Raw genomic sequence first — 23,819 nt, 5'->3', positions numbered from 1 at the left:
TCAGAATCCGTTCTCGTACACGGACGGGTCGACGGGGTTGGTGTAGGGCTGCCAGCTGCTGCCGGACACGGCACGGAGCGGCGGGCGGGTGGTGCCGGGCTCGGGGAGCGGCGGGAGTTCGCGCCAGCCGGGCAGGAAGTACCGGGCGTAGGAGACGTCCTTGGCCGCGGCCTGCTTCTGGGCGTAGGCGGCAAGGGCCGGGATGCCGGTGCGTTTCACGAGCGCGTCAACGATGAACCACTCGGAGGTCGAGAGGTTCCAGCGGACGAGGATTCCGGCGGCGGTGAGAGCGTCGACCAGCGGCCTGGCGTTGGTGGGGATTTGGGGTCCGAGGTCGACCGGTTCAGGCTCGCGCTCTTGCTTGCTAGCACTCCTGGTAGGAGTGGTCTGGTTGAGGGGCCCTGATTCCGGGCCCCTAGGGGCCTCGATTCCGGGCCCCCCCGGCCCTGATTCAGGGCCCCTAGCATTTTCGCTACCGGCCCTGATTCCGGGCCCCTGCTCAGAGTTAGGGGCCTTGATTCCGGGCCCCTGCTGTTCGGCTACCGGCCCTGATTCAGGGCCCCTAACTCCCGGGGCCGGACGGACGTAGCCGACTGCGAACGGCAGCTGGTACGTGGCCGGGCGGCTGCCCTTCGCAGGCTCGGACTCGATCAACTCGCCGGACTTCAGCGCCTTGTCGACCGCCAGCTGCACGACCGAGCGAGAGGCGTTGAGCCGGGCCCGGAACTCAGTGGTGCCCATGCGGGTCGTGCAGTCGGGCCCCGGTGCCTTGTCGGCGACCGCGAGCAGCACCATGCGGACGTTCCCGGTAGTGCGGGAGCAGTTCCACACCCACTGCATGGCGTCGATGGTCACGCGGTCCTTCTTCCGTACGGGCGATCGTGGTGCGGGTGGTGGCCCGGGGCGCGGCGGCCCCGGGCCAAAGGGGTCAGGCGGTGGAGACCTTGGTGGTGCCGGTGTTCCTGAGGCGGCGGTCCGAGTCGGCGTTGGCCTGGCGGCAGGCGTCACAGGCCACCTCGCCGTCGCGGCGGTGCTTCTGGTAGCCGCGGCGAGTACCGCACGTGATCGGCGACAGGTCCCGCTTCCGCTCGGCCTTCTCGGCGCGGCTGGTTTTCTTCCGAGGCCCGGTGGATCCCTTGTGCCTCAGGCTGCGTCCGAGCCTGGCGCGTTCCACCGGGGTGAGGCCTCCGCGGACCCCGGCTCGGCGGTACTGGTCGTTGCCGAGCTCCTCCTCCATGGCCGCGGTCAGGCACTCCGGCCGTACCGGGCAGGCGGCGCAGATCTTCAGGGCCTTGTCGGGGGTGGCGTCGCGTTCGGTGCGCGGGGGCAGAAAGACGTCGCCGTGTTTGATGCAGGCGGCGCGGTCGGCCCATTCGGCGGGCCGGGGCAGGGTGTCGGGTGCGTGGCTCATGCCGCGGCCTCCTGCACGCGGTGGGCGGCGCGGACGCGGGCGACGGTGCGGTCGGTGACACCGAGCCGGTCCCCAACCTCGGCCGCGGTGAAGCCCTGCGCGGCGAGGGCGAGGATCTGCCGGTCTCGGTGGTCGCGTGCAGGGGCCTGGCGGGTACGGGCGCTGGCGGTGAGCCCGGCCCACGCCCCGTACCGGCGGCCCTCCGATGCGTCCTCCACCTGCTGTGCGTGCTCCCCGCACTCGGCGATGACCGGGCAGGTAGCGCAGACGCGTTGGGCGGCGCGGCTGGAGGCGCCGGAGCCTTCGGGGAACCAGATCTCGGGGTCGGTCTGGGCGCACAGGGCGCTGTCCATCCAGGCGTACCTCAATGGTTCTCCTTCGGGTTGCCGCACCAGGTGCAGGTCCAGGTGCGGGGCTCGGCGGCGGGGGTGTGGCGGGTGGTCATGCGGCCGCAGGCCGGGTCGTCGCAGACGAGCCACCGGGTGCCCTCGATGACCTCGGCACGGCTGACCTCGGCGGTACGGCGCCTGCAGTTCTGGCAGGTGAGCACCCCGTTCTCGACGGTGTGGGTGGTGACTCGGTCCCAGCCCTGGCACGGGCACGGGGCGGCCCGGGTAACGAGCGGCGCGTCCGGTGTGTGCGGGGCAGCCCGGTGCTGGCCGGCGGGGGCGACGAGGCGGCGAACGGCGGTCAGCGGGTTCATGCCGACCTCCGCTGGTGCGGGACGAGCGGCCAGCCAGTACGAACCGACGGCGCCTCGTGCTCACGGCCGGGGGTGCGGGCGAGATACGACGCGTACGAGGCGGTCTGCTGGGCGGCCCACTGCTGCTGCACGGCGTGCAGCTCGTCGAGGGCGGTGCCGCGGAGCTGCGGCCACCGCTCGGCCAGTGCCTGGGCGACGCGGCAGGCGGCGAGCGCGTCCGCGTCCGCGGTGTGCGCGGCGTCGAGCCGGAGCCCGTAGTACGAGCACAGGTCGGTGAGGCGCCTGCGGCCCTTGCGGTACGGGTCGACGGCCTTATCCATCACCCGCGGGTCGATCACCCGCAGCTCATCGCCGACCAGGTCAGTGAGGGGCGTGACGCCGTACCGACGGGCCTCGCGATCAAGGAGCGTCAGGTCGTACGGCGCGTTCATGATCACGATCGGGCTTCCGGCGTCGACGGCCGTGACGAGGTCGTGCACGATGCCCTCGACCACGTCGGCAGCCGGGCGCCCGTCAGCGCGCGCCTGCGCGGTGCTGACGCCGTGGACGGCGGTGGCTTCGGCAGGGATCTCGATACCGGGATCGGCCAGCCACGTCGTGGAGGCGACGGGGTCACCGCCGCCACATCCGACGACGCAGGCGGTGACGATGCGGTCCGTCTCGACGTTCAGGCCAGAACTTTCGATGTCGAAGCCGACCATGCGGCTCGTGTGCCAGCTCATGCGCGGGCCCCCGATCCGGCCTGCGCGGCCGCCGGCCAGCCCGCGGTGTCGTCTTCCACGAACTCCGCCTCGATCGGGCCGTCGTCCTCGGCACCCTGCTCGTCGATGACCTGCTGGGGTGCGACGGGCGGTGCCACGTGCTGCTCGGCCGCCACTTCTGCCTGCGCGCGGATCTGCTCACGCATGTACTCGGCGCTGGTCGGCACCCACTTCGTCAGGCGGTGGGCGGCGGTCTTCATCCACATGGCCTCCTCGTGCTTCTGCCACGGGGAATACGGGGAGTCCGAGCCCTGGGACATAGCTCGCGCCTTCCCCACCTGGGCCCGGTTGAGGACGACGACCTTTGACGTGGCGCCGTCCTTCATCACCGCGTACGCGTAGACCAGGCGGAGCGCGCCACGGTCTTCGACGTCCCAGTCGATCTCGTGGACGGGCCGCTCGTCGCGGCCGGGGCTGTAGCGGAACGTGTCGGCTTGCCGGACCACCTCGACGATCACGGAGGACACGGCTCCGGCTCGGTAGATCAGCTCGATCTCACCCTGGTAGCCGCGGATCCCCTGGACTTCGAGGCGGCCCTTGGTCTTGCGGGGGACGAGGTAGAACTGCTCGGTGCCCGGGGTGAGTCCGAGCTGGGCGGCGTCCATCAGGGCGCCCATGAGCGCGGCGGGGTTGTTCTGCGCGGCCTGGGCGAGGTTGCGGTCGCGGCGCAGGACGCCGACGGCGAGCCGGACGAAGGTGTCGGGCTTGACGTGGGACGGCATGACCTGGGCGAGGTCGTCCTTGTAGTGCTCGACCATGGCGCCGGGGCCCTGCTCGCGGACGGCGACGGCGTTGGTGATGGTTTCGGTCATGAGGTGCTCCGGTTCCGGGCGGGCTGAAGGGAGTAGGTGCGGCCGCCGCGGACCGTGCGGGTCGCGACCGGGCGGCGCTCGCACACGGCCCGGCGGCCCGTCCCGATCTCGTCGAGAAGGAGGCCGGCGGCGGCCCGCTTCTCCTCCTCGGCCTGCTTGGCGGCGTCGAGGGCAGCGAAGTACCGGTCACGGCGGGCGGTCGACACCTCAACGTCGACGTCGTCCTGACCGTCGGGCAGGGACTTGATGGTCTGGAACGTGGCCGAGTGGCCGTCGATGTCCGGCCGTTCACCGGCCGCGAGGGTCCGCATGAACTCGGCCCCGGCGTCCCGCATGGCGAGCGCGTCGGTCTCGTCGTACTCGACGACGTACTCGCGGTACTCCGACCCGGCGATCAGGACGGCAACGTGGCAGGTGGTCAGGCCGAGCGTGTCGAGGTACCAGAGGCACTGGGCCCGGTAGTGGACGGGGATCTCGTCGGTCCCCTCTGCGCCCCATCCCTCTGCGCCCCATCCCTCGGCGTCGCGAGCGGTCTTCGCCTCCAGCACAGCTGTCGGCAGCGCAGTCGCGAGGTTGTTGACGATGAGCCGGTCCGGGTTCGCGATCTGCCACGGCCGGGCCGAGTGCGAGTACGTCGGTGACGAGTCGACCACCAGCTCGGGGTGGCGCGTCGCGAACTCGGCGCAGATGGCGGGCTCGTGGACCTTCCCCCAGTACATGACCTCGGTCTCCTCGACCGGGGCCACGAGCCCCTGCTTGCGGTGCCAGAGGGAGAACCGGGACTCGTACGGGCTGAGGCCCATGACGGCGGCGATCTCGGAGCCGCCGATACCGGACGCGCGGGCGGCGTGCCAGTCGGTGCTGCCAGGCCTGAACCATCCGAGGACGTTCGGGCCGGCGGCCGGGGCCGAAGCCCCGGCCAACACGGTGGTGGTCATCAGGCGTCCGCCTCCGGGTCGTACTCGGCGGCGACTTCGATGCGGGTGACGGTGTAGTCCGTGGGCTGCTCGTCGCCATCGATCGTGACGAGCAGCTCGTACGGGTCATCCGGCTCGGACTCATCGCCGAGCCAATCGAAGGTGAGCCCCTCGGGGTTCTCCGCGTTGTTCGTGGCGTCGGCCATGCAGTGCGTGCGCGCGGCGGTCTGGTTGGTGTACGTGCCGAGCGGGGTCATGCCCCAGGAGGCGCGGTAGACGTAGGCGACGGTGGGCTCGGTCTCCAGCGGCGGCGCGGCCGGGGCGGTCTGCGCGGCCAGCAGGGCGAGCGTGGCGTGAGCCGTGGCCAGCTGCGCCATAACGAGGGCGCCCTCGGGGTCCACGACTTCGGCCTGGCGGGTAAGGCGCTCGGCCTCGCGGTAGTGCTCGGGTCCGGTCATGCGATCACTCCGGTGGTGGTCAGGGCGGCGATGATGGCCAGCCCGAGGAGGGGAAGGGAGAGGATGAGGAGGCAGGACGCTCCGGCGGCGGGGGCCTGGTCGAAGGACGCGCGGTCCTGAAGCTCGCGCTGGGACCGGCCGATGCCGTCCTGCCGCGGGCGGGTCCAGGTACCGGCGAACGTGGACGGGCGGTCGCTCACTGGGCACCGCCCTGCTCGCGGGCCTGCTGGAGGGCGTGCCGGGCGTCCTCGAACCGGGCCAACTGGGCGGCATCGGCGATCGGGTCGACGTGGGTGAGGCAGATCCCGCCCGCCTCGCCCTCGACGGACACGACCGCCGCGCCGTGGCCGAGCGTCCACGCCGGGGTCCGGGTCACCGTGTCGAGGGGCTCGGCGTCCCGGGTGCCGGGGTACGCGAGGACCGGCGTACCGACCGGGTGCCGGGCGTTCCACTCGTCGGCCGTCATCGGCTGGCACGGGGTGAGGTTGGAGTGGGCGTCCTTGCCGCACCCGCAGCGGTACCCGGTCGGCCCGTAGGCCAGCGGGTCCGGCGTCACCTCGGGCTCGTCGTCCTCGTCGTCGTGGGTGAGGACCCAGCGGCGGGCCCGCAGGTCCCACTCGATGTGCTCGTCACTGAACGGGGCGCTGATGTGGCCGTCCGGCTCGACGTGGAAGTCGACGCCCGCGTCCACCAGGGCATTCAGCCCGGCCACGGCCCGCTCCCACGGAGGCGCCGCCTCCAGCTCGGTGATCCGGACCCGCAGCTCGCGCCGCCCGCGACGCGCCGACTGCAACGCCAACCGCAGCCGTGTGGAGTCCTGCTCCTCCTCGTGCCGGTCCAGGAACGCCCCGGTCAGGTCGTTGGACAGCTGGTTCACCTCAGCGGCCAACGTCAACGCGATCTCGTACAGCTCCCGTTCCGTGCCGCTGTCGTACGTGGCGGTCGACCAGGTCGACGTGCGTTCGCCGTACTGCCGCAGCCGGATCAGCGCCGTGTTCGGCGTCATCGGGGCGCCCGCGATGCTCTGGCCACTGCGCCGAGCACGCATCCGAGCCAGGACAAGGCGGTCATCCGGACGCTTCCAGGTGTGCCAGCCAGAGGACTCGACCCACTGGCGTCCGTGCGCCCGCTCGTCCAGGCCGCACAGACCACAGCCGTACGGGGGGATGATCTGCGCGCCCCGGTCTGCGACCATCTCGGACTCCGCCGCCTCCGCATCGCGCTGCTCCGGCGTCATCGTGGCGCTCACGGCGTCGACTGCTGGGGTGGTGTTGTGCTTGCGGGCGTAGGCCCTTACCCAAGCCCGGCGCTCGGCCGCGGTCTCCTCGGGAGGCGTCATCGGGGCGCTCATGCCGCACCCGCTTCCCGCGCCGACGGAATCGGGCGCGGGGCCACCGCGCGGCGCAGCGTGTCCGCCAGCTGCAGCACCTCACCGCCGTACACCGGCAGGGTGCCGCCGTCGACCAGCTCATCCAGCAGGGACTGCACCGCCTCGTCCCGCTCGTGCGTGGCGTGCGAGTCGCGGCCCTGGTGCCGGGCGGACCGGTCCAGTTCAGCGATGGCCACCAGGTCGTCGAGGAGGGACGGACCGTCCTCGGAAGCGGCCTCGGCCAAGGCGAGGACCAGCGCCGACAGGTAGTGAGTCACGTCGAGGGCGACCCCAGACGGGGTGGCGTCCACGGAGATCCGGAACGGGCCGGTCACAGGCGTCGGGCTCATGCCGCCACCGCCGAAACGATCTCGGTCATCAGCGTCTCGCCCACCGGCACCGACACCGACACACGCACCGGCACCCGCACACCACTGGCACCCGGGGGCGTGAACGTGGTCAGCGACCACAGCTCGATCCCCGACCACGCCGGGGCCTTGCGCACCACGCCGCCCAGCAGGTCCAGCCACGGCAGCAGGTCGTCCGCGTCGGCCACCGACACGTACACCGCCTCCGGGCGGGCGATGACAGTCGGGGCCGGCAGGTTCTCGTAGTTCAGCAGCGATTCGACAGCGGCCCGGTTGTCGCTGATCGTGGCAAGTCGGGAGCTGATCTCGTCAGTAGGATTGGTGTTCACGGTGACCTCTTCTTTCTGAGTTGGTTGAGGTGATCGAGGGGTCGTACGGACCGCGCATGGTCCGGCGGCCCCGCTCTGCGTTGGTCAGGCCGACGCGGCGAGCTGCCTCTCGCTCGCCATCCAGGCGGCGACCTTGTCCAGGTCGAACCGCCGGCCGCGGAAGGCCGTGGGCTCGACAGGGCAGCCCGCCTTCACCCACTCGTTGACCGTCCAGTTCGAGACCCCGTATCGCGCCTGGAGCTGTGCGGTCGTAAGGAGCGGGGTCAGGCCGACGGCGCGCAACGTTTCCGTGCGGTCAGTGAGAGTGGCCATGAGGGTCTACCTTTCTACTGTGTCGGTTGAAACCGTGGGCATGCTGAAATGCTCCTGGAGCGGCTCGTTCATGGCAGTGGCCATGAGCCAGGCGGTACGGAGGCGACATTTACTGGCGGCCGCCGATCCGGACCCGGTGATCTTCCAGATCGTTGCCGCGCTGATCCCGCGTCCCGCCGCGTCCACCGCCCTGGTGGCCGCCGCGAGCTGCTCGGCCGACAGCCCCTTTCGCTTCATCGCCTCACGGAGCGGCTTGCCGTTGTCCCTGCGGATCAGGTTGGTCATGCTCACGCCTCGCGCCGAGTGGTTACGGTGCGGCCTGCGCCGCCCTTGACACATTTCTACTGTGTAAGTGTCAGTGAGGTCAAGCGAGGAGGGGTGAGTTTCGGTGAGTCGACCAGATGAGCTAGCGATTAATCGAACGCAGGTTCCATAGTCCGCATATGCCAGGGGTTGTAGTACACGGCAGGGGAGACTGTGCGTCGAATATCAACCCCGCCACGCCTCTACTTTTACTTGCAAAAGTAGAAGATCAGCGGGCAATCTTGAGCTGTGGAAAGCCATGAGCAGCAGGAGCCTGAAGACCTGGCGCAGCTGATCGCCCGACTCAAGGACACCTACAGTGTCAGCGACTCGGAGATCGCGCGCCGGATCAGCGTTTCCCCTGCCACGGTGAACGCATGGGTCCACCGGAAGCGAGGCACCGGGCGCGGGCCGAACAAGGACAAGCTCCGCGCTCTCGCCGCCGCCTTCCCGAAGTTCACCCCGGACGAGATCTTCGCCGCCGCCGGCCGACGCACCCCGGGACCGCTCAACCCCGAGGCGCGCGACCGGATCCTCGCGCTGATCGACGAACTCACCGAAGACCAGCAGGAGATCACGGAGATCCAGATCCGTGCGCTGGTCGACCGGAACCGCTCCGGAGCGTAAGCCCGACACGGCCGACGGTAGTCGCGTATTCCACTAATTCGGAGTACGGTCTTCCGGTCGGCCGATGTCCTCCCCCATCGGCCGCAGGTATCCACTTGCCTGCGCCCCGGGGGGTTCCATGTGCATCCGTGTCCGCTTTTCCGCCCACTGCCCGTCTGATCCGTGGGATCCGCTCGCGCGTACCATCACGCTGCCAGCCGCGCTTCCCACCGCAAGCACCGGCCTCGTTGTACGGGCCGTTCTGCGTGAACTTGCCGTGGAACAACCCGATGTCGGTGCAGTCTGCTTCTGCGGGGACCCCGTATACATCCGGCCCCGCGTCCCACATCAGCGACGGATGGACGAGGTGATGCGCCGTGGCGCATGAGAAGCCCTACCAGATCGGCAGCCGAAAATGCGGCTGCGTCGACTGCGTTATCGACTACCCACCAGATCAATACGGCCTACGCACCCCCGTGAGCAAGTGCATCGGGCCGTGGCAGGTGCGCTACATCTCGAAGAAGCGACAGCACCTCAAGAGCTTCACCAGCCCCGCAGAAGCGGACGCCTTCCTTGCGGAACTACGTAGTGAGGAGGTCAGCCGTGGCGCGTAGAGCAACCAACAACCCACGACAGCTACGCAGCAAGACGTGCGGCTGCGCTCAGTGCATGGAGAAGTACCCGCCTGAGACACACGGCCAGCGAAAACGCCGCCGCGACTGCGTCGGCTCATGGCAGGCGCGATACCGCGACCCGGCAGGCCAGCAGAAGGCGAAGAACTTCACGAAGAAGGGCGACGCCGATGACTTCCTCGACGACGTACGCACCCGTGTCCGGCGCCGCACCTACAACGACCCGAAGCGCGGCGAGATCACCCTCACTGCCTGGTGGGACATGTGGTGGCCGGCGCAGCCACCGCGGGCAGTCACGACCACGAACCGGAAGCTCTCCAACTGGACCGCCCACATCGAGCCGAAGTGGGGGAAGTGGCGGCTGTGCGACCTCGAGTACATGGAGCTCCAGGGGTGGCTCACCCGTGAGGTGAAAGGGCACCACACCCGTAAGAAGGTGCTGGAGCTCCTCAACGCGATGCTCCGCGGCGCGGTGAAGGACGGGAAGCGGATCCCGTTCAACCCGGCCGCCGAGATCGAGATCGAGGCGCCGCCGAAGAAGCACGCTGACGATCTCCGCCCGCCGTCGAGAGAGCAGTGCGCGTCGATCCGGGAGCACACGCCCATGTACTACCGACCGCTGCTCGTCTTCCTCGAGCAGACCGGTCTGCGGTGGGGAGAAGCCACCGGCCTGCGGTGGGGAAATGTGGACCTGGAGGCCAAGCACTTCAAGGTCAAGGAAGTGCTCAGCGAGGACAAAGGCACCCTGTTCCGGAAGCCGGCACCGAAGTCGACGGCCGGGTTCCGTACCGTGCCGCTTACACCTGACGCGATCGCGGCCGTGCTGACGATGGTGGGTCGGTGGCGGCCGGCGGACACTGTTTCCCCCTTCGGCGACGGGAAGGACCTGCACGCGGACGAGCTGATCTTCCGTGGCCCGCAGGGGGGCGTGCTGACCCGGCACAACTTCCGGCGCACGTGGATCCCTGCGATTCAGGGCGCCGGCCTGGCCCGACAGGTCACCAACCCGGAAACGGGCCGGGATGAATGGTGGCCTCGGGTGCACGATCTGCGGCACGTCTTCGCGACGTGGCTGAAGGATCTGGGCGTGCAGGAGAAGGAAGCGCAGACGATCCTCGGTCACGACCGCGGTTCCAAGGTCACGTGGATCTACCAGCACTCGCCGGAGGATGTGGCTGCTCAGGTGCTGGAGATGATGGCCCCGGCGCCGCCGCCTGTTCGAACGTTGAGGGCCGTGTAGCGGGTGGAGTCCACGAGAGTCCACATGGAATCCACAACACCCCCTCACTGACCCTCACCAACGCTTGCTGAAACCTGTTTTTCGAGGTCACGCCCCTGTCATCGGTGCCTCACCGAGGCTCACTCGGCCTCGCTGTGGCACATGATCGCTTTACGTTTTCTCCTAAAGCGGGTGTCGCAGGTTCGAATCCTGCCGGGGGCACAGCTGTGAACAGCACGGGCTCCGCGTTCGGCCAGGTCAGGCCGGATGCGGGGCCCGTTCTCTTATCCCTGTCGCACTCTGCCAGCACTCTCAAGGCACTGTCGGCGAACCCTCAGCGGAAGAGCCCACCTCCTAAATTCCTCCTAAGCGATCTTGAAGAGCTCGCAGGTCACCCGCACTGCGAAGCGGCCCATCCCATTCAGGGGTGGGCCGCTTCTTCATGTTCGCGCGGGCTACGCGGCCGACTCCGGCGGCTCGTCCGTTTCGGCGCGCACCTCAATCTCCTGCAACTGCGGCTGCGCACGCCGCCACGCTTCGAGTGCGGCCTGGATCTCCTCCGGGCTGCCGCCTTCCTTGCCGCGGGCGACCACCACAGCCTGTCCGCCGCCGGGAAGTCGGATCACCATCGTGTCCAGCAGCTGGCCGGCCGCCAGCTCTTCGGCCACACGGAGAGGGAGGCCATCGGGGACAGGGGCGCTCGGCTCGGCGTCCGGCGCGACGGCGTCGGCCTCCAAGGTCGGTTCACCGCCGACGGCTACGGCATCAACGCTGCCGTCCGTCCAGTCGAGGAGGCGGGCGTACGCACGGTGCGTCCACGCCTCCTTTGCTCCTGTATATGAGTCAATCACAGGAAGCAACGTCGCCGCCCCTGCACTCCGTATCCGTAGCCGGAGTCGTGGTGCGCGAAGACGGGCACCTCCTGGCAATCCGCCGAGCCGACATCGGCACCTGGGAGCTCCCCGGCGGCATTCTCGAACTCGACGAGACCCCCGAGGCCGGCGTAGCCCGCGAAGTCTGGGAAGAGACCGGCATCCACGTCGAGGTCAACGATCTCACCGGCGTCTACAAGAACACCACCCGAGGCATCGTGGCCCTGATCTTCCGCTGCAAGCCCTCCGGCGGCACCAAGCGCACCTCAAGCGAGTCAACAGCCGTCTCCTGGCTCACGCCCGACGAGGTCAGCGAGCGCATGTCCGAGGTCTACGCGATCAGGCTCTTGGATGCCCTGGACGGCAACGGCCCCCACGTACGAAGCCGCGACGGCAAGCAGTTGATCCCAGCGGAATAAGACTTTCCCTACTTCATCAAGGCACCCGGCTGCGCTCCGCTCCGCCGGGCGCGCTTCCCAGCTCCGCTCCGGGCGACGCTCCTGCCTTCGGCCCGCTCCGCCCCGGCTGCGCCGACGCCCGCCCACTATGAATAGGCTCGGAGGTCACGAGTCAATCACCCCACCATCGCGGCCCACGGTCACAGACGATGCCTCCGGCGGGGGATCGGCCGGCACCGGGTGGGAGGGGGCACCGTTCCCACCCGCGGGCACATCGTGGGAGCAGGGTGGTATGTGGTGACGCGAGTTAGATATGCGCCGCCCCACGGGGCGGGGAAGTTTCATGATTGCCAGGAGAGGGGCATGCCCTTTCGTGCTTTATTCTTAAGCATCTTCTGCATCCCCGGCCTATCTGCAACACGCCACATCCTTTCCCATGCGCGCACATCCGTCAGGTATCCGGGGATCTTAATTTCTTTCTCGCATGCGCACTCGATGAGCGATTCAACGATTGCGACAACTCGACCCCTGCTCGGGTGAGTGACTCCCTTGAGATAGGAAGAGAGCTTCGCAACTTCATACCCTGTCTTCATTGAAACGATATCGAGATCGGGCGCTCCAGCGCGGCGATGCAGTGCGCGCAACTGAGAAGCGAAGGCGAAGCGGAAATCCCGCGGGGTCGCTTCTTCTACCGTCTTGCCCAGAGCCGACACCAGCAGGTCGATGGCTCCCGCCAGCTCGTAGTCCGCTTGCCGCACAGATGTGCCCCGCGTAGGCTTCGCCGTGGCGATCCCGCCGCTGGTCTGACGTCGGGCCGGAACGGCGAGCTCATCTCTGCGGGATTCACTCAGCTTATTCCTCAACGGGACAAGTACTTTATGGCCCTGCCCGGCAACAATGACCGTCTCGTCGTTAACATGCTGCCAGTAAATTTGCTCGGATTCCGGCTCGAACAACATGAGAGTGACGGGAAGTGAGTGATTCATCCAATACTCTACATGTTTTGCGTCGCAATAGAACCACCACCCAAGATCCGTCGGCTTGGTGAATTGACTAGCGCCGGATTTGATCTGCACAGCCAACAGTCGGCCAGTTCCTATTCCAGATGTACCGCCGGGAGCGCCGACCCCATCGACCACCTCGATGTGGGCATCAATTCCGATATCGCTAGTCTCTTGTTCACGGAAAAGCCAACCCAATTGGGTGGTAACCAAGTATGCGGCCCGAGACACTCCAGCACGGTCCACCAGGTGGGTGGCAGGGACGACTGTCAAAGTTGCACCTCCTCGCGCCGACTCCGGCCAACCGATGAGTCCAGCCTAGAGGGAGGGACTGACAGCTGGCCCGTAAATCGCTCTCGCCGGCCCCGAGTTGGCATCGCTACCGAAGGTCAGACAGTTGAACGCCCCGCGCCAGAGCCGTGCCAGGTTGGGCGGGGAACGGCGAGGCAATGGGCCGTCAGTGTCGAGCGTTGTTCGGCCACCACTATGGCCAAAGGCACTCCGTATATTGGTCATGGCAAGGCCCCCTCCTCGTTGACTGGGGAGGGGGCCTTGCTAATGGTCACGGTACTGCTAGGCGAGGCCGCGGATCTTCTTGCCGACATCCGAGGACGGGTCGGTCAGGGCGGTGTAGACCTTGTAGCCAGAGTCCTTGGCGCCGCCGCCCCAGGTGACCTTGCCGTCGGTCTTCACGGTGGCTGAGACGCCACCCCAGTACTGAGCATCGCGCTCCCAGCGGACGATCTTGAGCAGCCCCTTCACGTCCACGTGCGGCTCGAAAGGCTCCTCGGTCCAGGACATCGTGCGGTGCATGGCAGCCCCGAGACCGGCAAGGACGGCCGGGGTAGTGATCGCGTTTTTCTGGACGAACTGGTCGGTGTGGGTCGTGATCAGCTCCCTCAATGCGTCGACGACCTCGTGGAGGGCCTGGGATTCCGTCACACCGTCGGGGAGGTCGGCGAGGGTGATGCTGGCATTGCCTGAGGAAGCCTGAATACCGGACCGACCGAGCAGCGTGGTCACGACCATCGTGCGGAGCGCCGAGAGGGTGATCCACTCGTTGGGGCTGGATCCGGCCTGTCGCTTGCCGGTGACGATGAAGTCATCCAGCGGCTTCTCGCCGTCCGGCAGCATAACCGTGGTGGCGTCCACGAGCTGGCGGGTGATGGTGGTCGCGAGGTCACGGTTGTCCATGGACAGGGCGAGAGACTTGTCCACGGGGACGCCCTTGAGGTTGCGGTCGTGGAAGATCTGACGCGCGTCGCTGGCCGGGATGCCGTGGTAGATCTCGAAGGCGACCATTGCAGTGGAGAAGTCGAAGCCATCCAGGCCGTAGAACTTCTTGTTCTTCCGGATGCGGTGCATGGCCGTGATCTGGGTCTCGGCGTCGACTGCAACGATCGCGTCCAGGATCGGCAGGTGAGTGTTGCCGTTCTCGTCGATGATCAGGGGGCGCTGGCACCACAATGTCAGCGGAGGCGTCGACCATGCGTTGCCGAGCTCGCCCTTAAGCGCCTTGGCGAGGTAGTCGGCGTAGGGGCCGATGTTCTTGGCCTTCGAGCTGCCCTTGGAACCGATCAAGCGCTGGACCGCGGAGCGCATCTCCGCGTACTCGTCCATGCCCATGTTGGTCTTGCTGTTCGCGGACGCCTCGACGATCTCGGGGTCGTTGACGATCCCCCAGGCGTTTTCCCAGTCGATGACGCCGATGGCGAGGTGGGGATGGACCACCTGCACCTTGAGCGCCAAACCGGTACGGACGGGAGACAGCATGCGTTCACCTTTACCTTCTGTGAGTTGGAGCCACAGCGCTTGCCTTGGCACACCTTCAACTTAGGTGAACGACCATCAGCAACACGAACCGCGGATTGAGTTGGATCACACTTCTCGACCCTCAGCATCGATTAGACAGCCCTAAAGATTGATTTCTTACACAGAGACGGAGCCGCAGGTAGGGGCGTTGGTCTAATCTTCGAGATTTAGCAATCCGCGGGTTGGCCATCGCGATCATGGCTCAATCCCGTTCCTTTAAATGACTCAAAGTGCCGGTGGGGGTGCAGCGAGGCATGCGCGTGCATGGTCGGTCGGCACCCCCCGTCGTGGCTGACTGTCGTCGGCTGGGGATCAGGCAGGCCGCATCGAGGGTGCTGACGTCGGTCGAGCTTGGCGCAGCTGGGCTGTCCGGGGCCTCTCAACAGTGGCCAAGGACGACCAACGGCGACCAACAGACGCATGGTCCCGCCACCCCTGACCAGCAAAAGCCCAGCTCACCAAGATCCCCGACGAGACCCAGGGCAAGAAGACGTGGCGCTCCGCGGCCTCTTTGGACGCATGCCACAAGCGAACGCGGGCCGTGCCAGGTGAGTGTCCATGCACACCGAAGGATGATCGCACCAACTCAAAGCGCAAAGGCCGAGCACTCACTCAAGTTACTTCGGGATGAAGTGGTCCTCGGGATGTCTCAGACAATGCCAGAAGCCCACGGCGTCTGAGCTGTTCAGAGCCGTGGGCTTCACTTGCTGTGCAGGTCGACGGGAGCGTAGATCAGTAGGCGGGCTCACGCGGTTCGCTCGCCGCCTGAAGATGGCCGCGGCTGGTTGCGACGCGGAGGACGTCCCGCAGAGCCCCGGTCAGCTCCTTGGCCAGGCGCCGCGTCTCCTCAAGGGCCGCATCCTTGTCGTTGAGGGTTTCGAAGGCATGCTCCAGCAGCTCGGCTGCCGCGCCGAGTTGGACAGCTTCGATGTTGTCCGCCAGGCGGGACACATAGCCGCCCCGGTCGTCGGTGCTCAAGTAGCACGGCTTGCCGTCCGGGCCGGTCCATGGGAGGAGCCGCAGCTCGTTCGCTGCTGCCACCCTTGGGCCTGCCTCTCGTGGGTCACGTGGTGGGTGGTGAAGACGGCGTCTACGCGATCTCCCGGGAATGCCAGGAGCGTGGCTTCGACGACGCGGCCGGTGGAGTCGGTGGCGATGCGGGTGATGGCGAGGACGACCAACGCGTGGCCAATCCGGAGGGCCGTTACTTCGTCCGGCGTCGGGGGGCGAGCGCGCACCGTCTCTCGGAGGGCGGCCGGCGGCGGGCCGAGGACGGCGAATCTTGTTGCTGCCTCTCGGGACGTGAAGTCGCCATCGAGTACTCCGGCCGGGACCAGGTCGCACGGCATGTAGGTGCGAGCCAAGCCGTGCGGAGACTCCCCTTCGTGGCTGATGCAGGTGGTCTCCACGACGGGACTGCCCGTGGGCACCTTCAGCAAGGTCGTGAGGTGCGCTTGAGCCTGAACGGTGGTGCTGCGGACGGTGACGCGCAATGCTGGCTCGGCGGCGGTCCACGGGTCCGGGGTGCCCCAGCCGCCGATGTACAAAATCTTGTGGTGAGGGCGACGGACACAGTTGCCTTTGCCGTGGATTTTCTCCACGAGGCCTTCGCCCTGGAGCGCGGCGAGGGCTCTCCGCAGGGTCACCGTGCTGACCTTGTGCTGGTCGGCAAGGTCGGCTTCGGACGGAAGGCGTTCGCTGGGCTAAATGCTGCCCGTGGTGATCTGCTGCCGGAGGTCGTCGGCGATGTCGTGGTGGCGTGAGCGCATGGAGGCAGTCACCGCCTTCTCAGCATTCGCACGGCGACGAGCCGGGTACGCGCGTGCATGGTCAGCAGCTCACCCGACTCGAAGAGCAATTGCTTCGCTCCCTGGGGAAGCTGAATGAGGTCTCCCACCCGGCATGCCTGGCCGCCAAGTTGGATTACGTCGCCGCGCCGAACGGTGGCAGCGGTGATCTCGATGCTGGAGATCAGCACGCCGCCAGGGGCCCACGCGCTCACCGCGTCACCTCCATGGGCATGGACGGGTCGGGAGACGAGTGGCACGGGCAGTCACACGCTTCGCAGATCACCGGGAGGTCGTCCGATACCAAGGCCGGGGAGGATTCCGTGCAGGAGGCGTGTGTGCCGATCCTGCAATCGGTTGAGCGATAGGAGACAGCTGAGGTACCTGAGACGTGTAGTTGTCGACGAGGTGGCATCAGTGGCCTCCCGCGAGCAACACGCAGCCATTCGGCGGCAGGTGAGGAGCAGCGATCATCGCGCCTGCTCGAACACGCCTTTCTGACGCCAGCACGTACGGGCGGACGAGCGCGACGTCTTCCCCCCTGAGCAAGGTTCGGTGAGGCGCCACGTCGGCAGTTACTCAGCCCAGGAAGGGAGTCGGCACGCCAACGGATTCGTGGGAGGCGAGCGGGGACACCGGAGGGCAGGAGGGCGTTAACTCGCGGCGGTGCCTGCCTTTTGAGCAGTAACGCGCCCTGGCGAGGGCGAAGACGCGACAGATACGGTTGAGCACGCTGTTCAGCTCCTATCGCTGATAGCCCCGTCCCCCGACATCGCCCGTCGTGGGGACCGCTTTGCGTACGACCGCCCATAAGGTGCGGCCGTTCAAGCTGGTGGCGAGGAGCCCGAATCGATCGACCTCAGCCACCGCGTCCAGGACCTCCCGCCATGACTCGGCGGAGAGCGCATCGGGCACCTCCGCTTCCACCGACGTGTGCCGGGGGTGTTCCTCCGTTCGCGCGGGCAGCCCGAGGGCGGACAGCCGGGCAGCGATGGCCACCGCGCTAACTCCCGAAGCGGGCACAGGCAGCCTCCGTCACCAGCAATCACTTTCAGTGAAGTTAGTTAACTAGAGCTAGTGGACTAGATTTTCCATATGCCTGAGCAGCCGCCCTATCTCCGCATCGCCGACGAACTCCGGCGGCGGATCGTGGAGCACGTGTGGGAGCCGGGAGACCGTCTGCCCTCCCGCACCCAGATCGGCCAGGAGTGCGGCGTGGGCGAGAACGTGGTCCGCCGGGCGCAGGAGTTGCTGATCTCCCAAGGCGTGCTGGAGGGCCGCGCCGGGTCGGGCACCTACGTCGCCGAGCCCAGACAGCGAGTGCGGGTGGTGCGGTCGTCGGCGCGCGAGCAGCCGACCGGGTCACCCTTCCGCGCCGACATGAAGGCCGCGGGCAGACAAGGGGATTGGGAGAGCCGGACGGACGCCAAAGTGCCAGCCCCCGCACACGTCGCGACGCGACTCGGGATCGCCGAGGGCGAGCTGTGCGTACGCACGACGTACGAGTTCCTGGCGGACAGCAGGCCAGTGCAGTTGTCGACGAGTTGGGAACCGTACGACCTCACCGCCGGCACCGTTGTTGTTCTCCCTGAGGGCGGGCCGCACGCCGGGGCGGGTGTCGTGAACCGTATGGCCGAGATCGGCATCACGGTGAGCCATGCAGTGGAGCAGCCCGAGCCGCGGCAGGCGACCGCCGAGGAGGCTTCACTCCTGGGGATCCAGAAGGCCGGTCTCGTCACGCACATCCGGCGGACGTACTACAGCGACCAGGGGCGGCCGGTGGAGACGGCGGACATCGTCGTGCCTGCCGCTTTGTGCGAGATCGTCTATGAGGTTCCGGTCAGCCGTTGACAGGCAGCGCCGGTCGACATGGGAGGGGTAGGTATGGCGGGTGATCTTCAGTTCAGCTGGGAACTGAGTGGCTCTGGATGGGCCACGTGTCGCATCGCCGACACTGCCAGGGAGCAGAAGAACTTCGTCAGCTACTGCACGAACGCTTTGGCCGACCTGTTGCATGGAGTGGCGGGTCTGTACGGCGAGTCGTCCGTCCAACGGGTCTCCTTCGACCTCGAACCGGCCGAGGTGAGGTGGCGGATGCGGCGCCGAGGGGCGGACGTGGACATCGCCATCTACTACTTCCCGGACATGGACGGGAGCTGGGATGCGCCCGACGAGGACGGCAAGCTCTCATGGAGCTCCACTCAACCCCGCAGCGTCCTGGGCCACGCAGTCATGGAAGCCGCCCAGGCAGTCCTCAGCCTTCACGGCGAGGCCGGCTATCTGGAGAAGTGGGTGCAGCACCCGTTCCCCGTCGCCGCGCTGCAAGACCTTCGACGACTCCACCACCGAGACGACGAGTGCGAGCAGTACCAGGACAGTCCCGATTCCTGACATCCATAGCTGACATCAACGACGGTGGGCGGCAGCAGTCGCACCCGGCCAGCCACAGCAGCCGTCAGCAGCGCCGCTCCCCCGCCCAGCCCCGCCCGATCGAACTCCTAAAGCGGGTGTCGCAGGTTCGAATCCTGCCGGGGGCACACAGGTCAAAGGCCCACCTGGGAACGTTCGCAGGTGGGCCTTTGGCATCCGCTTCTGATATCAACGCGGGGCGGTCACCCACGATCGGGCGCCTCTTTCTGAGCAGCCGGCCCTTGTGGCCTGCGGCTTCTCGCCGGCCGCTCCGGACAGAGCGACGCATCGGGCGCTCCCCGTGCCGCATCCGTGCCGGAACGGGCGGGGAGCCGCGGGGAACAGTGGTCGTCGGCAGGGCATGTGGCCCAGGTCCGCGGGAGCACGTACTCCCCCGGTGGGCCGGCCGTCGAGCCGCCCGGTCCCGCACCCGGCTCGGTGATCACGTGTCAGGCGGGCCGGGCGCGGGGCGGGGATTCTCCAGGCGAAGGACGAGTGCGCGCAGGGCGCGGAGTTCGGTGTCCAGGGCCTGGGCGCCTTCGCGGCTGAGGGAGATCCACGTCCGGGGGCGCCGACCGGCGTAGCCCTTCTCCAAAGTGATCAGGCCCGACTCCTCAAGCACCTTCAGGTGCCGGGAGAGGTTTCCGTCGGTGACGGCCAGCTGCTTCTTCAGGAAGCCGAACTCGACCCGGTCGGCTTCACGGGCGACGGTGAGGATACCGAGTCGCACGCGCTGGTGGACGACATCGTCCAACGCCTGGGTCGGATGCATCTCCTGCTGGTCGTCCGGCATGGCGGCACTCACGAGATGACTGTACGCGAACCGGCGGCGTCGGCCGCGGCCCGGCGGCGGGCGAGCGCCCACTCGGACAGACCGGCGAGGAGCAGGACGGCAGCGAGCAGGAGCGCCTTGGCCTGCGGCCCGTCGGTCCAGCCGGGGTGAGCGGGGTGCGTCCAGGGAATCCACCCGGTGCCCCAGGAGGCCCCCAGGTAGCCGGTGAGCAGCAGCGCGTGCGTGGCGCCGGCCGCCGCGGCGGTCCAGCTGCGCTCGGCCGCGCCGAGGGCCAGGAGTCCGATGCCGACCAGATACCACGGGGAGGCGTAGCTGTTCTCCAACAGCATGGCCTCCCATGGCTGGTCCCGGCCGACCAGCAGCATTCCCAGTGCTGTCGCGATCGCCACGGCAGTTACCGCGGTTGCGCGAATCCACACCTTGCGACGGGGAACGATGCCCCGGTTCTCGCCGCGCAGGCGATACCAGCGGGCGAAGACGAACCATGCCAGGGGGAGGAGTGCGAACCAGATGCCCCAGGCCGTGAAGCGCAGGGCGGCACCGTCGAACTCGCCTTTCAGGCAGGGGCTTCCCGGCTCGTGGACGACGCACAGCCCGGTCAGTTCGGCGTAGGCGAAGACCGGATAGGACCCGATGTCGCGCCCGTGGGCCCCGAAGTTGAAGGCATACCTGGCGACCGGAGCGGCTGCCAGCGCGAGGAGGCCGAAGCCGAGGAGAGGAATCCACGAGCCGTTCAGCTGCGTGCGGGTTCTGGCCCGCAGACCTTCCGTGGCCGACAACAGGCCGGCCGCGTGCGCCCTCGGTTCGGATCCTGCGCCGCTCAGTGCGGGTGCTCCCATGGTCTCCCCCTGTGGTCGCGCTTGGGTAGCGCTGGGAGCGGACCGCCGGACGGCCGTCCGCCGAGCATCAACTTTGCAACGCAAAGTACATGGCAGTCAAGAGCGTACGTCGTTGACGCAGCCCAAAACCCCTCCCCAGAGCGGCAATTCACGGTCGGCGCGGGCGGTGACCAACCGTGGGGACGTCCGCGATCGCCACGGGACGGGCGGTACGGCAGCGTTGCGCGACGACCTTCGCAGCCGCCCCCGGCCTCAGCAGTTCCGGGCGGAGACGGCGGCCGTCACGGCGCCCGCAGCTCGCTACGAGATCGGCTCGGGGACGCCTGCTGGCCGACGGTCGCGGCGTCGTCCGGCACTGACGTCAACGCGGCCGGGCGGGGGCGCACGGCAGCTCCCCGAGCGGCCGCCGGACCGGGCGCCGGACCGGCCGACCGCAGCGCCCCGGACCGGTGTGGGCCGAACCCGCCAAAGCGGGTGCCGCAGGTTCGGATCGTGCCGGGGCGGCGCGAAGCAGCAGGTGAGGAGCCCTCCCGGCCGACGGGCGGGAGGGCTCCTTCCTGTTCCTGTTCTCGGTGGCCTCGCTCGAACGGCAGGGGCAGCGGCGCATCACGGGCGCTCGCCGCCCGCGCCCGGGTGGTCAGCCCGCCAGGGGGACGGCGGCCGCTATCGCGTTGCGGTCCTTGCGGCTCACCAGGGGGAAGACGATCTTCAGGCCCTGCTCGTTGTCCGGCGAGGAGACGACGAAGGACGAGTTGAGCAGGCGCTCCTTGATCTCCGAGCGGACGAGACCGGCGCGCGGAATCGTCATCAGGTGCTCTTCCGGCCGGGCGAAGGTCGGGTTCGCGCGGAAGACGAAGAAGCGGCGGTCGGTCATGGCCAGGTACATGGGCGCCGGTGCCGGGATCACGGCCATCCCGCCACCGCTCACTATCGCCGAGGCCGCGGCGAACGCGGCCGTCCTGCGTACCGAGACCGAGCTCAGGTTCACGATGGTCGCCACCTCCACCCGCTCCTCGGGTTCGAGCATGGGGTCGATGGCGGCCAGCAGCAGCCGGCGGCGCTTCCCGTTCACGGGTGCACTCCTGCGATGTTTCGTGGGGCCGGGCGGAGACACTTCCCCCGGCGAGTAACCGCAGATCGGGCTTCCTCTCGGAGCACGACCGGCGTGAGGTGTCGGCACACTGTGCCACACGCTGTCCCGGGCCCGGTTCCGGAATCAGCGGTCCGGGTACGCACGGCCCCGGCCGACGCGCCGACGCGCCGACGCGCCGACAGCACGGTGCCGGTTCGCCGGCCGGATGCGCTCGAACTGCCCCGGACCTGAGCGTCGGCGGAGCGGCTGGGGCGGCTCGGGCAGCCGGGCGAGGAGGGGCGTGGCCCGGTGGTGGTGTGCGGGAGCGGGCCGGCCGGGGGCGGGGCGGCGGCCGAGACCGCCGAGCGACGTCCGGGGCCGGAGGCCGTGCTGCCGGGGCGGCGGGCGCCCGGGGTCACGATGAACGAGCGCGCCGGGGCGTCGCCACGGCCGCCGTCGGCTTCGCACCGAGGGTCGCACGACGACCGTCCGCAATGTGGCCGACCCCGGCGAGCGCCGCCCGGCCGGCGAGGGCGTCCGTCACGACGTACGAACCCGCTGGGCACGTCCCGTACGCCGTGACGCCGTCGTCAGCGCAGCTCCTCCGGGCAGGGGGTGCCGGGCGAGAACTGGTACGGGGCGCCCAGCCGGTACACGCCCGCCCTGGGTGCCAGAAGCTCCGTCCACTCGTCGCCGTCCGCGTCCTCCTCGACCTTGAGGAGGCAGCCGTTGGGGTTGACGAAGGTGCGCGGGGTGCTGTCGTCCGTGCGCCGCTTGGACTCCTCGGTCTCCCGCGGCCGCTCCAGGCTGTTGCCCTCGGCGTCGACGAGGGCGAGCCAGCGCGAGTACGGGACGCGGATCAGGACCCGGCCCGGGGTCTTCACGTGAATGGTCAGCTCGCCCGCTTCCGCCCGGTCCACCGTGGCGGGCGGGTCGGCCATCGGCACCGGGCGCTCCACCTCGTAGAGCCGCCAGTTGGCGTCGGACCACAGCGGCTTCAGGTACGGCAGCCCCTCGTCGACGAGCTCCGCCTCCCGCACCGCCCCGCTGGAGTCCGGTCGGCCCTTGGGCAGCACCACGTAGTGCACGGCCCAGCGGTCGAGCCACTGACGGTAGTTGGCGCTGTTCAGCGTGTCGTCGTAGAAGAGCGGGTTGCGCTCCATGTCGGCCTGCCGGTTCCAGCCGCGGGCCAGGTTGACGTACGGGGCGAGCGCCGACGCCTCGCGGTGGCTGCTCGCGGGCACGACCTCGACCCGGCCCCTGTCCGCGTCGGCCTGTTGCAGCTGGTGGACCAGGGGGGCCAGCTCGCGCGCCCAGGAGGCGGTGGGGGCGGTGCGGACGATGTCGTCGACGCCCTTGAAGCCGATCCAGAAGTTCAGCCCGGCGAACGCGATGACCAGCGCGTACCAGCGCCGGGAACGCGGCACGGTGTACGGCAGCGCGGCGAGCAGCACCACTCCGGCGTAGAGCATCGCCATGCGGGTGATGTTCGAGCCGATCTGCGAGTCGATCACGTACGTGAGCAGCGTCCCGACCCCGTACACGGCCGCGGCGGTGCGGACGGTCCGCCAGTCGCGCGGGACCAGTACGAAGACCAGCGCCGAGAAGACGAACGGCAGCGAGAGCGTCGCGATCGACATCGGCTGCGTGCCGGAGAACGGGAACAGCAGCGCCGACAGCGCCACCACCGCGACCGGGGCGAGCCCGATGGCGTACGCGCCGGGGCGCCGCTTGTTCAGGAAGAGCGCCGCCGCGACCACGCCCAGGAAGAGCCCGGCCACCGGGCTGCTCGCCGTCGCGAGCCCGGCGAGCGGCGCGGCCACGGCCGCCTTCGCCCACCGCTTGTACCGCCAGCGGTGGGGCCAGCAGAACACCGCGGCCGTCGCCCCGACCGCGAACATCATGCCGAGGCCGAAGGTCACCCGCCCGGACAGCGCGTTGCACAGGTACGCGAAGACCCCGGCGAGCGAGCAGGCCAGCGGATTGCGCACGGCCCGGACCCGGACCAGGATCAGCGCGGTCAGCGCCGCCGACACGGTCCCGGCGACCATCATCGTGGTCCGCACGCCGAGCAGCGACATCACGTACGGCGAGACCACGCTGTACGAGACGGGGTGCATGCCCCCGTACCAGGCGAGGTTGTACGCCGTGTTGGGGTGCCGCCCGACGAACTCGGCCCAGGCGTCCTGGGCCGCGAGGTCACCGCCGCTGTTGGCACCGAGGAAGAACCAGAGCACGTGCGCGACGGCCGCGACGGCCGTCGTGAACAGGACCGGGTGGCTGCGGCACCAGCCCTTGAATCCGGCGAATTCGGTGGAGGGGCCGCCGTCGCCGTCGCCTCCGGGAGCGGAACGGCGACCGGTGGCCTGTTCCGGCTCCGCGGCGCCCGCGTCGGAATCCACCCGTCTCGGCTCAGCAGTGGTCACTGCGCTTCTCCCCGTCCTTACCCGGACCATCATCGGAACCGACGGCGTACCGCGCGGGCCTCATATGCCGGAAGACGCGCTCCAGGATCCACACGTTGTCCCCGGGACGCTAGCACGCACCGTTTTACCGTCCGAAAATAGCCGCCCAGAAATGATTGCCCGGAAATGCCCCGGGGCACGGAAACGCCCGTGCCCCGCGCAGAGCTGCGG

At 68.6% G+C, this 23,819-nt stretch carries 30 protein-coding genes, 2 tRNA genes and 1 pseudogene; 8 read left to right on the top strand and 25 right to left on the bottom strand.

Annotated elements, in window-relative coordinates:
- The 14 genes from ACFCV8_RS00800 to ACFCV8_RS00735 all read right to left on the bottom strand — a co-directional run bounded on the left by ACFCV8_RS00800 (position 1) and on the right by ACFCV8_RS00735 (position 7,725).
- Complete coding sequence (locus tag ACFCV8_RS00800; protein ID WP_376683066.1) at positions 1 to 855, bottom strand: hypothetical protein; 855 nt, start codon at positions 853 to 855, stop codon at positions 1 to 3.
- Between the two features lie 73 nt (positions 856 to 928).
- Positions 929 to 1,411 carry a WhiB family transcriptional regulator gene (locus ACFCV8_RS00795; RefSeq protein ID WP_376683065.1) on the bottom strand — a complete coding sequence of 161 codons (483 nt, stop codon included), beginning with the start codon at positions 1,409 to 1,411 and terminating at the stop codon, positions 929 to 931.
- Positions 1,408 to 1,779, bottom strand: coding sequence for a WhiB family transcriptional regulator (locus tag ACFCV8_RS00790; RefSeq protein WP_376683064.1), 372 nt, complete (start codon positions 1,777 to 1,779; stop codon positions 1,408 to 1,410). Before ACFCV8_RS00790 ends, ACFCV8_RS00795 begins: the two co-directional genes overlap by 4 nt.
- Positions 1,776 to 2,114, bottom strand: coding sequence for a hypothetical protein (locus ACFCV8_RS00785; protein ID WP_376683063.1), 339 nt, complete (start codon positions 2,112 to 2,114; stop codon positions 1,776 to 1,778). Before ACFCV8_RS00785 ends, ACFCV8_RS00790 begins: the two co-directional genes overlap by 4 nt.
- The gene (locus ACFCV8_RS00780) at positions 2,111 to 2,836 is read right to left on the bottom strand and encodes an exonuclease domain-containing protein (protein WP_376683062.1); all 726 of its coding nucleotides are present in this window, start codon (positions 2,834 to 2,836) and stop codon (positions 2,111 to 2,113) included. Before ACFCV8_RS00780 ends, ACFCV8_RS00785 begins: the two co-directional genes overlap by 4 nt.
- Complete coding sequence (locus ACFCV8_RS00775) at positions 2,833 to 3,687, bottom strand: recombinase RecT (RefSeq protein ID WP_376683061.1); 855 nt, start codon at positions 3,685 to 3,687, stop codon at positions 2,833 to 2,835. The genes ACFCV8_RS00780 and ACFCV8_RS00775 overlap by 4 nt, the downstream gene beginning before the upstream one ends.
- Positions 3,684 to 4,625, bottom strand: coding sequence for a YqaJ viral recombinase family protein (locus ACFCV8_RS00770; protein WP_376683060.1), 942 nt, complete (start codon positions 4,623 to 4,625; stop codon positions 3,684 to 3,686). The genes ACFCV8_RS00775 and ACFCV8_RS00770 overlap by 4 nt, the downstream gene beginning before the upstream one ends.
- The gene (locus ACFCV8_RS00765; RefSeq protein WP_376683059.1) at positions 4,625 to 5,062 is read right to left on the bottom strand and encodes a hypothetical protein; all 438 of its coding nucleotides are present in this window, start codon (positions 5,060 to 5,062) and stop codon (positions 4,625 to 4,627) included. Before ACFCV8_RS00765 ends, ACFCV8_RS00770 begins: the two co-directional genes overlap by 1 nt.
- Positions 5,059 to 5,262, bottom strand: a complete 204-nt coding sequence (locus ACFCV8_RS00760) for a hypothetical protein (protein WP_376683058.1) — start codon at positions 5,260 to 5,262, stop codon at positions 5,059 to 5,061. Before ACFCV8_RS00760 ends, ACFCV8_RS00765 begins: the two co-directional genes overlap by 4 nt.
- The gene (locus ACFCV8_RS00755; protein ID WP_376683057.1) at positions 5,259 to 6,413 is read right to left on the bottom strand and encodes a hypothetical protein; all 1,155 of its coding nucleotides are present in this window, start codon (positions 6,411 to 6,413) and stop codon (positions 5,259 to 5,261) included. Before ACFCV8_RS00755 ends, ACFCV8_RS00760 begins: the two co-directional genes overlap by 4 nt.
- The gene (locus tag ACFCV8_RS00750; RefSeq protein WP_376683056.1) at positions 6,410 to 6,781 is read right to left on the bottom strand and encodes a hypothetical protein; all 372 of its coding nucleotides are present in this window, start codon (positions 6,779 to 6,781) and stop codon (positions 6,410 to 6,412) included. The genes ACFCV8_RS00755 and ACFCV8_RS00750 overlap by 4 nt, the downstream gene beginning before the upstream one ends.
- Positions 6,778 to 7,128, bottom strand: a complete 351-nt coding sequence (locus ACFCV8_RS00745; protein WP_376683055.1) for a hypothetical protein — start codon at positions 7,126 to 7,128, stop codon at positions 6,778 to 6,780. Before ACFCV8_RS00745 ends, ACFCV8_RS00750 begins: the two co-directional genes overlap by 4 nt.
- 84 nt (positions 7,129 to 7,212) lie before the next feature.
- Positions 7,213 to 7,440: a hypothetical protein gene (locus ACFCV8_RS00740; protein ID WP_376683054.1), complete on the bottom strand. Its 228-nt coding sequence runs from the start codon at positions 7,438 to 7,440 to the stop codon at positions 7,213 to 7,215.
- A gap of 6 nt (positions 7,441 to 7,446) precedes the next feature.
- A complete protein-coding gene (locus tag ACFCV8_RS00735) occupies positions 7,447 to 7,725 on the bottom strand; it encodes an XRE family transcriptional regulator (protein ID WP_376683053.1) in 279 nt (92 codons plus the stop codon).
- A 267-nt stretch (positions 7,726 to 7,992) separates the two neighbouring features.
- On the opposite strand from ACFCV8_RS00735, the gene ACFCV8_RS00730 reads away from it, so the two are divergent.
- The 4 genes from ACFCV8_RS00730 (at position 7,993) to ACFCV8_RS00715 (ending at position 10,422) form a co-directional block, all read left to right on the top strand.
- Positions 7,993 to 8,370: an XRE family transcriptional regulator gene (locus ACFCV8_RS00730; RefSeq protein ID WP_376683052.1), complete on the top strand. Its 378-nt coding sequence runs from the start codon at positions 7,993 to 7,995 to the stop codon at positions 8,368 to 8,370.
- A 356-nt stretch (positions 8,371 to 8,726) separates the two neighbouring features.
- A complete protein-coding gene (locus tag ACFCV8_RS00725; protein WP_376683051.1) occupies positions 8,727 to 8,963 on the top strand; it encodes a hypothetical protein in 237 nt (78 codons plus the stop codon).
- Between the two features lie 55 nt (positions 8,964 to 9,018).
- Complete coding sequence (locus tag ACFCV8_RS00720) at positions 9,019 to 10,221, top strand: tyrosine-type recombinase/integrase (protein ID WP_376683050.1); 1,203 nt, start codon at positions 9,019 to 9,021, stop codon at positions 10,219 to 10,221.
- Positions 10,222 to 10,346: 125 nt separating this feature from the next.
- A tRNA-Ser gene (locus tag ACFCV8_RS00715) sits at positions 10,347 to 10,422 on the top strand.
- Between the two features lie 233 nt (positions 10,423 to 10,655).
- Here the strand turns inward: ACFCV8_RS00715 and ACFCV8_RS00710 are convergent.
- Entirely contained in the window at positions 10,656 to 10,868 is a 213-nt protein-coding gene (locus tag ACFCV8_RS00710) for a hypothetical protein (RefSeq protein ID WP_376683049.1), read from the bottom strand.
- A 158-nt stretch (positions 10,869 to 11,026) separates the two neighbouring features.
- Here ACFCV8_RS00710 and ACFCV8_RS00705 point away from each other — a divergent pair, with 158 nt between their 5' ends.
- On the top strand, positions 11,027 to 11,491 hold the full coding sequence (locus ACFCV8_RS00705; RefSeq protein ID WP_376683048.1) for an NUDIX hydrolase: 465 nt from the start codon (positions 11,027 to 11,029) through the stop codon (positions 11,489 to 11,491).
- 320 nt (positions 11,492 to 11,811) lie between these two features.
- On the opposite strand, the gene ACFCV8_RS00700 is transcribed toward ACFCV8_RS00705, so the two are convergent.
- From ACFCV8_RS00700 to ACFCV8_RS00675, 6 genes and pseudogenes are all read right to left on the bottom strand, one after another.
- Entirely contained in the window at positions 11,812 to 12,702 is an 891-nt protein-coding gene (locus ACFCV8_RS00700) for a DUF4365 domain-containing protein (RefSeq protein ID WP_376683047.1), read from the bottom strand.
- Positions 12,703 to 13,044: 342 nt separating this feature from the next.
- The gene (locus ACFCV8_RS00695; protein WP_376683046.1) at positions 13,045 to 14,244 is read right to left on the bottom strand and encodes a DNA sulfur modification protein DndB; all 1,200 of its coding nucleotides are present in this window, start codon (positions 14,242 to 14,244) and stop codon (positions 13,045 to 13,047) included.
- A gap of 771 nt (positions 14,245 to 15,015) precedes the next feature.
- Positions 15,016 to 15,324, bottom strand: coding sequence for a hypothetical protein (locus ACFCV8_RS00690; protein ID WP_376683045.1), 309 nt, complete (start codon positions 15,322 to 15,324; stop codon positions 15,016 to 15,018).
- Positions 15,324 to 16,052, bottom strand: a pseudogene (locus ACFCV8_RS00685) (GntR family transcriptional regulator); the annotation flags it as partial. The pseudogene ACFCV8_RS00685 and the gene ACFCV8_RS00690, both read right to left, overlap by 1 nt.
- A gap of 8 nt (positions 16,053 to 16,060) precedes the next feature.
- The gene (locus tag ACFCV8_RS00680; protein ID WP_376683044.1) at positions 16,061 to 16,285 is read right to left on the bottom strand and encodes a hypothetical protein; all 225 of its coding nucleotides are present in this window, start codon (positions 16,283 to 16,285) and stop codon (positions 16,061 to 16,063) included.
- Between the two features lie 529 nt (positions 16,286 to 16,814).
- Positions 16,815 to 17,093, bottom strand: a complete 279-nt coding sequence (locus tag ACFCV8_RS00675) for a hypothetical protein (RefSeq protein ID WP_376683043.1) — start codon at positions 17,091 to 17,093, stop codon at positions 16,815 to 16,817.
- A 72-nt stretch (positions 17,094 to 17,165) separates the two neighbouring features.
- Between ACFCV8_RS00675 and ACFCV8_RS00670 the strand changes: the two genes are divergently transcribed.
- The 3 genes from ACFCV8_RS00670 (at position 17,166) to ACFCV8_RS00660 (ending at position 18,607) form a co-directional block, all read left to right on the top strand.
- Positions 17,166 to 17,921, top strand: coding sequence for a GntR family transcriptional regulator (locus tag ACFCV8_RS00670; protein ID WP_376683042.1), 756 nt, complete (start codon positions 17,166 to 17,168; stop codon positions 17,919 to 17,921).
- A 33-nt stretch (positions 17,922 to 17,954) separates the two neighbouring features.
- Entirely contained in the window at positions 17,955 to 18,461 is a 507-nt protein-coding gene (locus ACFCV8_RS00665; RefSeq protein ID WP_376683041.1) for a hypothetical protein, read from the top strand.
- Between the two features lie 47 nt (positions 18,462 to 18,508).
- A tRNA-OTHER gene (locus ACFCV8_RS00660) sits at positions 18,509 to 18,607 on the top strand.
- A gap of 314 nt (positions 18,608 to 18,921) precedes the next feature.
- On the opposite strand, the gene ACFCV8_RS00655 is transcribed toward ACFCV8_RS00660, so the two are convergent.
- From ACFCV8_RS00655 to ACFCV8_RS00640, 4 genes are all read right to left on the bottom strand, one after another.
- Positions 18,922 to 19,284 carry a transcriptional regulator gene (locus ACFCV8_RS00655; RefSeq protein ID WP_376683040.1) on the bottom strand — a complete coding sequence of 121 codons (363 nt, stop codon included), beginning with the start codon at positions 19,282 to 19,284 and terminating at the stop codon, positions 18,922 to 18,924.
- Positions 19,281 to 20,111, bottom strand: coding sequence for a hypothetical protein (locus tag ACFCV8_RS00650; protein ID WP_376683039.1), 831 nt, complete (start codon positions 20,109 to 20,111; stop codon positions 19,281 to 19,283). The genes ACFCV8_RS00655 and ACFCV8_RS00650 overlap by 4 nt, the downstream gene beginning before the upstream one ends.
- Before the next feature lie 637 nt (positions 20,112 to 20,748).
- Complete coding sequence (locus ACFCV8_RS00645; protein WP_376683038.1) at positions 20,749 to 21,183, bottom strand: hypothetical protein; 435 nt, start codon at positions 21,181 to 21,183, stop codon at positions 20,749 to 20,751.
- 590 nt (positions 21,184 to 21,773) lie between these two features.
- Positions 21,774 to 23,609 carry an MFS transporter gene (locus ACFCV8_RS00640; RefSeq protein WP_376683037.1) on the bottom strand — a complete coding sequence of 612 codons (1,836 nt, stop codon included), beginning with the start codon at positions 23,607 to 23,609 and terminating at the stop codon, positions 21,774 to 21,776.
- Between the last annotated feature and the right edge of the window lie 210 nt (positions 23,610 to 23,819).

Source organism: Streptomyces sp. NPDC056347 (assembly GCF_042262625.1).
Taxonomy (GTDB): Bacteria; Actinomycetota; Actinomycetes; order Streptomycetales; family Streptomycetaceae; genus Streptomyces.
This window is presented reverse-complemented; position numbering and strand designations above follow the sequence as displayed.